This is a genomic window from Bacillus sp. ISL-35 (assembly GCF_018613355.1).
In the GTDB taxonomy this organism is placed as follows: Bacteria; Bacillota; Bacilli; order Bacillales; family Cytobacillaceae; genus Mesobacillus.
In genome coordinates, this window is sequence record NZ_JAGGQK010000010.1 from 23,839 (window position 1) to 36,575 (window position 12,737).

10 protein-coding genes are annotated in these 12,737 nt (G+C 46.5%); 4 read left to right on the forward strand and 6 right to left on the reverse strand.

What is annotated here, in order from left to right; translation table 11 throughout:
* Complete coding sequence (locus J7E38_RS14695) at window positions 1–735, forward strand: hypothetical protein (RefSeq protein ID WP_214705228.1); 735 nt, start codon at window positions 1–3, stop codon at window positions 733–735.
* Window positions 736–976: 241 nt separating this feature from the next.
* On the opposite strand, the gene ybaK is transcribed toward J7E38_RS14695, so the two are convergent.
* On the reverse strand, window positions 977–1,465 hold the full coding sequence (ybaK, locus tag J7E38_RS14700) for a Cys-tRNA(Pro) deacylase (RefSeq protein WP_214705229.1): 489 nt from the start codon (window positions 1,463–1,465) through the stop codon (window positions 977–979).
* Between the two features lie 69 nt (window positions 1,466–1,534).
* Complete coding sequence (locus J7E38_RS14705; protein WP_214705230.1) at window positions 1,535–2,869, reverse strand: UDP-glucose dehydrogenase family protein; 1,335 nt, start codon at window positions 2,867–2,869, stop codon at window positions 1,535–1,537.
* A 181-nt stretch (window positions 2,870–3,050) separates the two neighbouring features.
* Here J7E38_RS14705 and J7E38_RS14710 point away from each other — a divergent pair, with 181 nt between their 5' ends.
* A complete protein-coding gene (locus J7E38_RS14710) occupies window positions 3,051–4,586 on the forward strand; it encodes an FAD-dependent oxidoreductase (protein WP_214705231.1) in 1,536 nt (511 codons plus the stop codon).
* Between the two features lie 397 nt (window positions 4,587–4,983).
* On the opposite strand, the gene J7E38_RS14715 is transcribed toward J7E38_RS14710, so the two are convergent.
* Window positions 4,984–5,883: an NAD(P)/FAD-dependent oxidoreductase gene (locus tag J7E38_RS14715; protein ID WP_214705232.1), complete on the reverse strand. Its 900-nt coding sequence runs from the start codon at window positions 5,881–5,883 to the stop codon at window positions 4,984–4,986.
* 174 nt (window positions 5,884–6,057) lie between these two features.
* On the opposite strand from J7E38_RS14715, the gene J7E38_RS14720 reads away from it, so the two are divergent.
* Window positions 6,058–7,119, forward strand: a complete 1,062-nt coding sequence (locus J7E38_RS14720) for a hypothetical protein (protein WP_214705233.1) — start codon at window positions 6,058–6,060, stop codon at window positions 7,117–7,119.
* 56 nt (window positions 7,120–7,175) lie between these two features.
* On the opposite strand, the gene pgmB is transcribed toward J7E38_RS14720, so the two are convergent.
* Together pgmB and J7E38_RS14730 are read right to left on the reverse strand one after the other, a co-directional pair.
* Window positions 7,176–7,844 (reverse strand): beta-phosphoglucomutase, encoded by a 669-nt coding sequence (pgmB, locus tag J7E38_RS14725; protein WP_214705234.1) that lies wholly within the window; start codon window positions 7,842–7,844, stop codon window positions 7,176–7,178.
* Window positions 7,845–8,454: 610 nt separating this feature from the next.
* Window positions 8,455–10,746 carry a glycoside hydrolase family 65 protein gene (locus tag J7E38_RS14730; RefSeq protein ID WP_214705235.1) on the reverse strand — a complete coding sequence of 764 codons (2,292 nt, stop codon included), beginning with the start codon at window positions 10,744–10,746 and terminating at the stop codon, window positions 8,455–8,457.
* Window positions 10,747–10,978: 232 nt separating this feature from the next.
* On the opposite strand from J7E38_RS14730, the gene J7E38_RS14735 reads away from it, so the two are divergent.
* The gene (locus tag J7E38_RS14735) at window positions 10,979–11,347 is read left to right on the forward strand and encodes a hypothetical protein (RefSeq protein ID WP_214705236.1); all 369 of its coding nucleotides are present in this window, start codon (window positions 10,979–10,981) and stop codon (window positions 11,345–11,347) included.
* Window positions 11,348–11,391: 44 nt separating this feature from the next.
* Here the strand turns inward: J7E38_RS14735 and J7E38_RS14740 are convergent, their stop codons facing one another.
* Window positions 11,392–12,597 carry an MFS transporter gene (locus J7E38_RS14740; RefSeq protein WP_214705237.1) on the reverse strand — a complete coding sequence of 402 codons (1,206 nt, stop codon included), beginning with the start codon at window positions 12,595–12,597 and terminating at the stop codon, window positions 11,392–11,394.
* Between the last annotated feature and the right edge of the window lie 140 nt (window positions 12,598–12,737).

Below are 12,737 nucleotides of genomic sequence, written 5' to 3' on the forward strand. Positions count from 1 at the left end.
ATGAAACGCATACTTTTTACTTTGCTCAGCCTGCTCATCATCAGCTTTGGGCTAGCCGCCTGCCAGCAGGATGAAAAACAGCCTGAAGCTGAGAGCCGCGCTGGTGCCGAAAGCCAGACTGGTGCTAAAAGCCATACTGAAAAAAGCAAGTCTGCCCAAAGCGACGGCTTCACTGCCGAAGACAAAGTCGTCACCATTAGCGGCAAGGTCCTTTCCTATGAGGACCTGCAATTTTACCAGCTGATGAACAAGGTCGACATCCAGCTGAACCGCTCTGTTGATGAAAAGAATCTCGAAGGCGAAAACTTGAAGGAAAAATTGGCTTACTGGGATGAGCAGCTCAAGTATCACGATAACTTCCATGTGAATCTATCAAAAATGATCGAACAGCACGCAATGTACCTGCTTGCGAGGGAAAAAGGACTGGATGTTGAAAGTGCAGCTGTCGCGAAAACAGTGGAAGAGTTCACTGCCAAAGCCAAACAGAATGAAGTAGCATCACTGCTGATCTCTGAATTCCCATCCGATGCATATAAAAACCGGCTGAACAACTACTTCACCGAAAAACTGCTGACACAGCAGATTTACGACACACTCAAAGCCGATGTGATAAAAGAAAAACCTGACGCGCCAGAAATTGAAATCGCCTATGACACTTCAAAAAACTACGAAGAACTCTATCAATCACAAATCGCCAGCCTGGAAATCAAGATCAATGCGGCTGAAAAACAATAGAATAGGAAAATAGGAAACAGCCCCTGCGTACGTACAGAGGCTGTTTCCTATTTTGTGTGGGAAATCTGATTTACTTCAGACAACTTTTCCGCTTTCTCTTGCAAACCTGTCCGAACTCGGGTCTACTTCAGACAACTTTTCCGATATTCCTCGCAAACCTGTCCGAACTCGGGTCTGATTCTGACAGCTTTTCTGAATTCCCCTTGAAAGCTGTCCGAACCGGCACCAGATCTTGGCACGATTAGTCTCTTTTGACCGTTACCAGATTGGCATATTCCCCATCAGTTGCCTGAATCAGCTGATCTGGTGCCAGCTCGACCTGGAAACCGATTTTCCCGGCACTGACGATGATGGTTTCAAGCTCTCGTGCGCTCTCATCTAAGAAAGTTGGATAGTTCTTTTTCATGCCAATCGGTGAGCAGCCGCCGCGGATATAACCGGTGAATTTCTGGATGTCCTTGACCGGCAGCATTTCCACTTTCTTCTCGCCAGCTTCCTTTGCCGCCTTTTTCAGGTCCAGCTCCTCTTCAACCGGAATGACAAAGACATATAAATTCTTGCTTGCCCCTACTGACACAAGCGTCTTGTAGACCTGTGCGGTATCGCGGCCGATCTTGCCGGCAACCGTAACACCGTCTATCTTGCCATCATTCGCATCATAAGTAAGAATTTCATACGGCATTTTCTGTTTATCAAGGATCCGCATTGCATTCGTTTTAACCTTAGCCATCCTGGTCCCTCCCAAACTGAGGTATTTAGGTTCATTTTACCTTATCCTGCCAGTCAGGCACAATGACCATCAACGCTTGAAACTCTTCAGGCTGTCGTGAACATTTATTGCCTTCCTGCCGATCGAAAAATACGTCAGTCCAGTTGCTTCTGCCTGGTCCAGGCTATAGCAATTCCGTCCGTCAAAAATGATAGGCTGCCGCATCAATAATGGATACCGCGTTAATTCATACTCCTTAATTTGCGGCCATTCGGTCATGATGAACACCGCATCCGCTCCTTTGATGGCAGTGTCGGCCTTTTCAGCATAATAAAGCTTGCTGCCAAAAATATCTGAGACTTGGCCTAAAGCAGCCGGGTCATAGACAGAGATATCCGCCTGTTCGTCCAACAGCCTGGTAATCAGCTCAATGGCGGGCGCCTCGCGGATATCATCGGTATGCGGCTTGAAAGCAAGGCCCAGCACAGCCACCCTTTTCCCCTGAAGACTCCCAAACAGCTCCTTCGCTTTATAAAAAAGCTGCTGTTTCTGCCTGCTGTTCACCTCAATGACGGACCGCAGGATTTTAAAATCATAATCGTAGTACTCCGTCAGTTTTTCCAGCGCCTTCGTATCCTTCGGGAAACAGGATCCTCCATAGCCAATCCCTGCGTTTAAAAACTGGCTGCCAATCCGATGGTCCATGCCCATTCCCTTTGCCACATCCTCGATATTGGCACCCGTATGTTCACATAAATTCGCGATTTCATTGATAAAACTGATTTTCGTCGCCAGGAACGCATTGGATGCATACTTGATGAGCTCCGCACTTCGGACATCCGTCTGCACTACCGGCCTGCCAAATGGTCCATACAGCTTTGCCACCGCGCGGCCGGCCTCATGATCATCTGCACCGATGACAATCCGGTCCGCGTGGAAGGTATCAAGGATGCCCGAGCCCTCGCGGAGGAACTCGGGATTTGAAACGACGGTTGCCCGCAGTTCACTCGGTATAATCGCCTTCAGACTTTCCCGGACGCGTTCATTGGTCCCTACAGGCACCGTGCTTTTGATGACAATGACTGCATCCCTGTCCAAGCTCTTGCCAATCTCGGCAATCGCGGCATCCAGATACTCAAGGTTCGCTGACCCGTCTTCATTTTCAGGCGTTCCGACAGCGATAAAAATATAATCAGCCTTTTTGCAGGCGGTTTTTGAATTCTTTGTAAAATAAAGCCGGCCCTCTGCAAGATTCCTTCTCAGCATCTCCTCAAGACCTGGCTCATAAATCGGACACTTCCCTTCAGAAAGGGCAGTGATTTTATCTTCATCGATATCAAAACAAGTGACATTGCAGCCGATTTCAGCAAAACAAACACCAGTGACAAGGCCAACATAGCCTGTCCCAAAAACTGCGATTTCCATATTGGCCTCCGTAACTTTTTATTTTTTATTTTATCATGCTGCACCCGCAATCCTGGCCAATTCGCTCAATTTGGTAAAAACTTGTCTATCCATATTTTTAGGGGGTAAAAGGAAAAATAGCATGATTCTCACTAAAACAGGAAAAATTAGATACTATGAAGACTTTTAAGGAGGATTGTTGATGAACGATTATACTTCAAAGCTGCCTCGTTTCCCTGAGCCCTACTGGCGCAAAACAGCTGAACTGCCTTCTTTTCCGAAGCTGCAGGAGGACCTGAAGACAGACGTTGCGATTATTGGGGGCGGGATCACTGGCTTGACCTCTGCCTACCTGCTGGCGAAGGCTGGCGCGAAAGTCGCGGTAATCGAAGCTGGCAGCATTTTGAACGGGACAACCGGGCATACAACCGCAAAGGTGACCGCGCAGCATGGGATGATTTATGACGAGCTCATCAGCCACTTTGGTGAGGATCAGGCACGTCTCTACTACCAGGCCAACTATGACGCGATGCAATTTGTCAAAAGTCTTGTAAAAGAACAACAGATCGATTGCGATTTTTCCGAAGAAGATGCCTATTTATATACCAATTCCGATAAGGAAATGGAAAAGCTGCTGAAGGAATTCAAAGCCTATGAAAAACTGGGCGTGGTGGGCAGTGAATATGTTTCCGAGGTGCCGATTCCGGTCGACGCGATGGCAGCGATTGTCATGAGGAACCAGGCCCAGTTTCACCCGCTGAAATTTTTGAAGCATCTTGTGGAGCGTTTTACAGAAATGGGCGGCCAGATTTATGAAAATACAACCGCAGTCGATATGGAGGAAGGCTCTGAGCCAGTCGTGACCACCAGGGACGGGCATAAGGTGCACTGCAATCAGATGATCATAAGCACCCACTTCCCATTTTACGATCTAAAAGGGTTCTATTTTTCAAGGATGCAGGTCCATCGTTCCTATGTGCTCGCTGTTAAGACAGAAAAAGAATTCCCGGGCGGCATGTACATCAATGCCGAGACACCATCCCGCTCCCTGCGTTATACAGACTGGAATGGCGAAAAGCTGGTGCTGTTTGGCGGAGACAGCCATATTACCGGACAGGATGATAATACGCACCAGTATTATGAGGCCCTTGAAGCGTTCGCTGCCCAAACGTTCGGCGTAAAGGAAATTCCATTCCGCTGGAGCGCGCAGGACCCGACTACACTTGATAAAATCCCTTTCGTCGGCAAATACTCGTCAAGCACGGATAATATCTTTGTTGCCACAGGCTACCGGAAGTGGGGAATGAGCAACGGCATTAATGCCGCGCTGCTCATGTCCGATCTTGTCCTAAGGAAAGGCAATCCGTATGTGGACGTTTTCGAACCGCAAAGATTCCATGCAAAACCGGATGTGGCGACATTCGTTGCTGACAATGCCACCGTCGCAAAGGAACTGGTTAAAGGAAAACTGGAGCGACCATCAACCAATCCCGAGAGCCTTGCTCATGACGAAGGTGCTGCCGTAACAGTCAACGGCAAACGTGCAGGAGCGTATCGCGATGAAAACGGCCAGCTGCACGTCGTCGATACCACCTGCACCCACATGGGCTGCGAGCTTAAGTGGAACAACGGCGATCGCACCTGGGATTGCCCATGCCACGGCTCACGCTTCTCCTATAAAGGAGATGTTATCGACGGCCCTGCCGAACTGCCGCTGGAAAAAGTCGATCTGGAATAAAACGAAGCCGCCATTCATGTTTGAGTGGCGGCTTTCTTTTTAGAAACGCATTTTTTAAACCGGGAGAAAGATCAATCCAACCGGTATTATATTGCTACCAACCGGGAATAAAGTGGTCTCAACCGGTATTAAATTGGTTCCTACCGGGAATATCTTGCTCCTAACCGGAGATATTTTGCTTACAACCTGAGAATTCTACTCACAACTGGATATATCCTGCGCCCAACTGGAGAAATCCCGCTCACAACTGGAGATATCCCACGCACAACTGGAGATATCTTGTTCCCAACTGGAGATATCCTACCCTAATCGAGAATACCTCGCTCCAAACCGGAAATATCTACGTCCAACAGGAAAAGATTACTTCAAAAGGATAAAACTACCTCATAACAGCAAATTATCCCTTGTCCGCTAAAAGTGTCTTATGGATCCAGATGCTGGCCTGCATGCCGTCTCCCATTGCGATGGTGGTCTGCTCGGAATGGGCTACAAGGTCGCCTGCGGCCCAGACGTTTTCGACATTGGTCATTTTCGTCCTCGGGTCCACTAATACATGCTTGTTTTTATGAAGATCGACGCCAAGCTGTTGCGCAAGCTGCGACTTTACTTCATTCCCGCCAAAGGCCATGAAGCCGCGTTCTGAAGTCAGCTCCTCACCGTTCGCGAGCACAACCCCTCTGAAGTCTGGACCATCCGCCAACACCTTTTCAATCGGCCCTTCAACATACTTAATTCCCTTATCTTTCATGGCGGACATCACATCCTCGTCCACTTCTTTGTTTTCATGATTCACATACGTGAGTTTATCGGTAAAATAACTCAGGGTCAGTGCCATGTTCGCACCAGGATTACCTGATCCCATCACAATTGTCGACTTGTCTTTCACTTCATGTCCATCGCAATCAGGACAGATATACACACTGATTCCAAGAGTCGGCATCAGCTCTGGGAAAGGAGGAATCCGGTCCATGACTCCTGTGGCCAGAAGCAATGTCTTCGCTTCGTAAGTGTCCCCGCTCTCCGCCTTGACTTCAAAACTGGAACCTGTCTTTCGTGCAGCTTCGGCTTTACCAATCACAAACTCGACGCCATATTGAGCAGCCTGTTTTCGGCCGATTTCCCGTAACTGTGGCCCGCTTACACCATCCGGGTAGCCCAGGATATTATGATAGCTCTGGCATAATGCCGACCGTCCATCTCCTGCATCAAGCACCATTGTTTTATGATTATAACGTCCGAGCTGAATCGCCGCCTGCAGACCGGCAATACCGCCTCCAACTATAAGGCAATCGTACATACTGCTACACCGTCCTTTTTAAAAATTCCCATAGTAGCATATTTCCCTGTTGAAGAGCGGATAATCCAGCAAATGCTTTCTGAATGTTTTTACTAACACTAGTTTTGTCGAAACCAATTAAATAGCTACTTTGGCACTATGGCATCAGTTATAATGAAACTGAGGTGGATAATAATGACAAATGCCGTCGTGAAAAAACCAAGATTCTTGCTTTTTGCCGTTTTAGCCTCTTTGATTCTAGCAACGAATTTCATCCTTTACCGTACACCGATGTTCGGACCGGTACCGGATGGCGCTGTCATCGGTTCACTGCTGGACCTGTTGATCATTTTGCCTCTCCTGACATATTTCATGGTCATCCGCAAAAGGTATTCACTCAAATATATGGGACTCGTCATATTCGCTGGCTTTGCTGCTGCCTACTTCATCGTCCCGCAGCATCATCTTTCAGATTACCCCTTCCTTCCCTATCTTTTAATGGTTTCAGAAGGCGCATTCCTGCTATTCGAGCTTTATTTAGCCTATACCGTGATCACCAGGCTGCCCAAACTGCTAAAAGGGTATAAAACCATGTCAAACCAAAATTCGTTTTTTCTTTTCAACATTCGTAATGCTGTTGAAACAAGCTTACCGGGCAATACTGCTGCCAAAATTCTTGTCACTGAATTTTCCCTGTTCCATTACTCACTTTTCTCTTGGAAAAAGAAAGTGAAGATTGACCATTGCATGGCTTTTACCTATCATCAAAAAACAAGTGTGAATGCTGTCTACATCATGATTATCCATGCCATCGCAATCGAATCAATTGGGCTGCACTATTTCCTGCACGGCTGGAATCCAATCATTTCGTACATTCTGCTGTTTTTGAACATCTACGGCATTCTGTTCATCCTGGCTGAGCTCCAGGCGACCAGATTGACGCCATTCCTGCTGACAGAGGACCATTTGTTATTGCAGACAGGCTTTTCAAAATCGATGCACCTGCCCTTAAATAACATTAAGGAAATCAAACAGTACGACGGCCCGGAAAAATTCAGCAGAAAAGAGCAAGCTGAAGTCTTTGATGCCAGGGTGCCTGATTTGATTCAGGAAAAACCAATGTTTGAAATCCTGCTTCATCAGCCGCAAGACGTCCAGCTTATGTATGGAATGAAGCGTAAAGTGAACCGGATTGTTCTGAATGTTGACGAACCAGATGCTTTTTTTCGTGAAATGAAGCGGTCACTCATTGAGTGATTGCTTTTTTAAAATTTTAAAACCCAGCCGCACATTTACGACTGGGTTCTGGAATGTTAACCATTATACACTTCTACGATTTTCTCAAAAGAAAGCTCTGCAGTGCTGGCATAGACAATATCAGCATTTTCAAAGCTTTCCTTAGGACCGACAGCAACTGCAAACATACCGGCCGATTTGATAGCCTGTACGCCTGCTGCTGCATCCTCGACACCGATGCAGGCTTCCGGCTCAACGCCTAGCATTTCAGCAGCGCGTAGGAAGACTTCCGGATGTGGCTTGCCGTTTATGACTGTTTTCGCGTCAACGATGATATCAAACTCGGATTTCATCCCAAGCGACTCCATCACAGTAAACGCATTCTTGCTCGCGGACGCTAGGCCCAGTTTTAGGCCTTTCCCTTTGATATCGATGATCAATTCCTTGATCGCCGGCAACAAGTCAGCAGGAGTGATATTCTGGATCAATGTCAGGTAGTGCTCATTCTTCTTCTCAGCCAATGCTTCTTTTTCCTCAGCAGAAAAATCCCCAGTCCGGCCGCCCAGCTCAAGAATCTTTTCGAGAGAATCCATCCGGGAAACACCCTTCAGCTCCTCGTTATCCTCGCGGGTAAAAGTAATTCCCAAATCCTCAGCCAGCACCTTCCACGCTAAAAAGTGGTATTCCGCTGTATCCGTAATGACCCCATCAAGGTCAAAAATAAATGCTTTAAGTGGTCTAGTCATCGTCAAACTCCTTTCATGAATCATTCATGTAGCCTCAGAAGCAGATTCAGAGTATCATTGGACATTTCATAGCCCTCTACTCTTCAAAATGTCCATTAAATCACACTTCTTGGACATTTCAACGCCTTGTGCTCTCCAAAATGTCCATTAAATTACGTTTCTTGGACATTTCAACACCTTGCACTCCCCAAAATGTCATTTAAATTACGTTTCTTGAACATTTCAGCACCTTCCGCTCTTCAAAATGTCCATTAAACCACGTTTCTTAGACATTTCAGCACCTTCCGCTCTCCAAAATGTCCATTAAACCACGTTTCTTAGACATTTCAACATCTTCCACTCTCCAAAATGTCCATTAAATCACGTTTCTTAGACATTTCAGCACCTTCCACTCTCCAAAAATGTCCATTAAATCACGTTTCTTAGACATTTCAACACCTTGCGCTCTCCAAAATGTCCATTAAATCACACTTCTTGGACATTTCAACACCTTCCGTTCCCTAAAATGTCTATAAATCACGTTTCTCATACATTTCACGGCAATTCACACACCAAAACCTTACCCCAATGAGAGAGACCTCCGGGCTCGCCCAAAGATCTCTTCATCGACTTATTTCAATTTTACAGATAGCTCGCCTTCAGCAGGGATTGTTACGTTCTCGCCGTATAGTTTCATGGCGAGTTCTGGTCCTTGCTGTGTAAGGACGACGTTTTCCTGGTTCACTTCTACCTTGATGTAGTGGTCGCGGTAGATGATGTTGAAGCTGTATTGATCCCAGGCTTTCGGGATGAATGGTGCGAATGACAGTGTGCCTTCCGCTGTGCGCATGCCTGCGAAGCCCTGGACGATTGCCAGCCATGCACCTGTCATGCTTGTGATATGCAGGCCGTCTTCTGTATCGTTATTGTAGTTATCCAGGTCAAGGCGCGCCGTACGGTTGTACATTTCGTACGCCTTTTCTTCCATGCCAAGTTCTGCAGCAAGGACTGCGTGGATACTTGGAGACAATGAAGACTCGTGAACGGTCATTGGCTCATAGAATTCAAAGTTACGGCGCTTTTCTTCCTCTGTGAATTCATGGTTGAAGAAGTATAGTCCCTGGAGGACATCTGCCTGCTTGATGAAGCAGCTGCGCAGAATTTTATCCCATGACCAGTTCTGGTTGATTGGGCGATCTTTAGCAGCAAGCTCATCCACTGTCATCAAATCTTTATCAAGGAATGTATCGTGCTGGACGAATACACCTTTTTCTTCATCGTACGGGAAGTACATTTTTTCGATGATGTCCTGCCATTTTGCCAGCTCTTCGTCCGTGAACTCTAGGCCTGCGAGACGCGCCTCGTGACCGTTCTGCTTAAGGAATTCAATGACTTCGAGCGTGTAGCGCAATGTCCAGACAGCGATACGGTTTGTGTACCAGTTGTTGTTGACATTGTTTTCGTATTCATTCGGTCCGGTAACGCCATGCATCATGTAGACGTTCTTGGACTTGTTAAAGTGGACGCGGTCTGCCCAGAAACGGGAGATGCCGGCGAGCACATCGATTCCATATTCCTGGAGATAATCTTTATCTCCTGTGTAGTTCACATAGTTATAGATTGCGTAGGCGATTGCGCCGTTTCGGTGGATTTCCTCGAACGTGATTTCCCATTCGTTATGACTCTCTACGCCTGTAAAAGTAACCATTGGGTATAGCGCACCCTTCAGTCCCTGCTGCTTTGCGTTATGATAGGCGCCGTCAAGCTGGTTGTGGCGGTAGATTAGCAGGTTGCGCGCAACCTCTGACTCTGCGGTAGAAAGATAGAGCGGGATTGCGTAAGCCTCTGTATCCCAGTAAGTCGCACCGCCGTATTTTTCACCTGTGAAGCCTTTAGGGCCGATGTTCAAGCGTGAATCTTCACCATAATAGGTCGAGAATAGCTGGAACAGATTGAAACGGATTCCCTGCTGTGCCTCGTCATCGCCTGCGATTTCAACATCAGCGATTTCCCAGCGGCTCAGCCAGCCATTCCGATGCTCTTCCAAAAGCTGATCAAAGCCTTTTTCAACAGAACGATCAAGCACTTCACGGCCTTTTGAAACCAGTTCGCCTTCTTCATAGTCACGGTCCGTTGTGACAGCGACATATTTGTAAAGGGTTACTGTTTGTCCCTGTTCAGCTTTTACTTCGATAACATTTTCCACGTATTCTTCTTTTTCATTGACTTCAAGCTTGGCCACTTCACCTTCGACAACCGTTTGCATAGTGGTTGCCACCTGGAAAATCGGTGTCCCGAATGGATTGTCTTTCGTCTTCATCACAAGGCTGCCGCGATAGTCTGCAGCATCCCTGCTGATCTCATACCAAAAGTCCTCTTCATAGTTGGAGTCTTCATTGCGGACGTCTCCATCAAGATAAGGAACAAAGGTAACGTTTCCATTATAGTTCTTGGCAGTGACAGAGTAACGAATAGCGGCTAGCTCCTGATCAGCTACTGACAGGAAGCGAACAGCCTCTACTTCTGTTTCTTTGCCGTTTTGGCTGACGGTGAATTTACGTGTCAAGACACCATGCTGCATATCAAGCTCGCGATAGTAATCGCTTACTTCAGCATTGTGCAGATCCAATTCTTCCCCATCAATAAGTACTTTGATTCCGATAAAGTTCGTGGAGTTGATGACCTTTCCAAAATAATTCGGATAGCCATTTTTCCACCAGCCTACACGTGTTTTGTCCGGGAACCACACCCCAGCAATATAAGAACCGCGATGGAAATCTCCTGAGTATGTTTCTTCAAAATTCCCGCGCATGCCCATATGTCCATTCCCAAGGCTCATGATACTTTCAGCCAGGCGGAAATCTTCTTTATTCAAGTCCGTTTCGACGATCTTCCAGCTATCAATTCCAAATAGTCTTTTCATAGCTTTATCTCCCTTTTAGAAGTTGTACAAACGTTTGCACTATTATATCATGAATTCCCGTAAAAATGATAAAACCAAAGGTGATATTTTTGTGTCATCCTGAACTCATTATTATTTTACTATTATAATCACCACAAAAATTTAATTTTCCTATTTTGTTAGTACATATGTTATAAATTTTCAGAAATTTTATATAATCTAAAAGAACTAATTAGAAAGGAGGAAAACAGTTATGAGTATACGGTTTTTCAAGGTCGCTGCGGTCTATTTTGTTATTGCCATTATTCTAGGAATTGTTATGGGGATCGTGCATGATTTCACCCTGTCCTCGGTCCATGCGCACTTAAACTTGTTAGGCTGGGTCTCAATGGCACTGTTCGGGACGATTTATTATCTATTTCCAGACGCCGGTAATAGCAAGCTTGCCTCAACACACTTCTGGATCCATAACATTGGAGTTCCTGTCATGCAGGGCGGGATTACATTATCGATGTTGGTAGGGGGAGTCATTTTTACCGTCTTTGCCATCGTGGGATCATTAGTCGTCGTCATTGGTGGCATTCTCTTTCTTGTGAATGTGTTCAAATATGTTGATGCGTAATTAAGATGAAAAAGTTCGCCTCCTCGAAGGCGAACTTTTTCTTTTTACACAAGCTCTTTCTGCTTCGTTTCTGTGCCCCAGAAAAATACGGCAGCGGCACCAATCAGGATCGCGATACAGAAAATCGTGAAGATGGCTGTAATTGAAAGATTTTGCGCTGACAGATACGGGACCATCAGCGGTCCGACAATTCCGCCAATGCGGCCAAAGGATGCGGCCATTCCCGCTCCTGAACCGCGGATTGTCGTTGGGTATTGTTCTGGCGTGTAGGCGTACAATGCGCCCCAGGCACCAAGATTGAAAAATGACAGCAAAATTCCAGCCGTGATCAGCAGTGCAAGCGAATCTGCCGTCCCAAAGAAGTAGGCGCTTAGGGCAGTTCCGATCAAATAAACAACCAGCACGAATTTCCTTCCCGCTTTTTCAATCAGCCATGCGGCGGTAAAATACCCTGGAAGCTGGGCGAGAGTCATGATCAAGACATATTGGAAGCTCTTGATCAATGTGAAGCCCTTCATGACCATCACGCTCGGCAGCCAGAGGAACATTCCATAATAAGAAAATACAACACTGAACCAGAGGATCCAGAGCATCGCCGTTCTCTTGAAATGTTCCTTTGACCAGACCTCTGCGATGCTCTCCCTCATCGTCAGCCGTTCTTTCTTGGCAACCGCCAGGAATCTTGGTGAATCAGGCAGGTTGATGCGAAGATACAGCGCATACAATGCCGGCAATGCACTTAGGATCAACGCCATTTGCCAGCCGAACTTCGGAATGATGAAGTAGGAAATCAAAGCAGCAACAAGCCAGCCTGCAGCCCAAAAGCTTTCGAGCAGGACAACGACGCGTCCGCGTTTTTCTGCTGGAACACTCTCCGCAACAAGTGTGGATGCAACCGGCAATTCGCCTCCAAGTCCCATCCCGATAAAAAACCTCAATAGTAAAAAGAATGACAGGGTCGTTGCCATTGCAGATATTCCGCTTCCGGCAGAGAAAAGCAATAATGTAATGATAAAGACATTTTTCCGGCCGATCCGGTCAGCGAGCAATCCAAATATGAAGGCACCGACAGCCATTCCAATCGAGTTTACACTGCCGATCCACCCCATCTCCTTGCCTGTCAATCCCCAATCCACCTGCAGGGCAGCGATGACAAAGGACAGGATCCCTACATCCATTGCATCAAACATCCAGCCTAGTCCGGCAATCCCTAACAGTTTCTTTTCTGAAATCTCCTGTGACTTTTTCATAAAACCCTCCTGCAACACTGGCGAGATACAAATAGTTTCCCTAAAATGGGTTGTTTTAACATAATATTGTGCTGCTTCTCTATATTATCATGTGTCTTTACACTAGTCATGATATAAATTTACAGGTTCTGTCCCCGTAA

What these genes read in the sequence shown, in the direction of transcription:
- J7E38_RS14695 (WP_214705228.1), top strand. Translation starts at nt 1, where the DNA reads ATGAAACGCATACTTTTTACTTTGCTCAGCCTGCTCATCATCAGCTTT.
- ybaK (WP_214705229.1), bottom strand. Translation starts at nt 1,465, where the DNA reads ATGGCTAAGGTTAAAACGAATGCAATGCGGATCCTTGATAAACAGAAA.
- J7E38_RS14705 (WP_214705230.1), bottom strand. Translation starts at nt 2,869, where the DNA reads ATGGAAATCGCAGTTTTTGGGACAGGCTATGTTGGCCTTGTCACTGGT.
- J7E38_RS14710 (WP_214705231.1), top strand. Translation starts at nt 3,051, where the DNA reads ATGAACGATTATACTTCAAAGCTGCCTCGTTTCCCTGAGCCCTACTGG.
- J7E38_RS14715 (WP_214705232.1), bottom strand. Translation starts at nt 5,883, where the DNA reads ATGTACGATTGCCTTATAGTTGGAGGCGGTATTGCCGGTCTGCAGGCG.
- J7E38_RS14720 (WP_214705233.1), top strand. Translation starts at nt 6,058, where the DNA reads ATGACAAATGCCGTCGTGAAAAAACCAAGATTCTTGCTTTTTGCCGTT.
- pgmB (WP_214705234.1), bottom strand. Translation starts at nt 7,844, where the DNA reads ATGACTAGACCACTTAAAGCATTTATTTTTGACCTTGATGGGGTCATT.
- J7E38_RS14730 (WP_214705235.1), bottom strand. Translation starts at nt 10,746, where the DNA reads ATGAAAAGACTATTTGGAATTGATAGCTGGAAGATCGTCGAAACGGAC.
- J7E38_RS14735 (WP_214705236.1), top strand. Translation starts at nt 10,979, where the DNA reads ATGAGTATACGGTTTTTCAAGGTCGCTGCGGTCTATTTTGTTATTGCC.
- J7E38_RS14740 (WP_214705237.1), bottom strand. Translation starts at nt 12,597, where the DNA reads ATGAAAAAGTCACAGGAGATTTCAGAAAAGAAACTGTTAGGGATTGCC.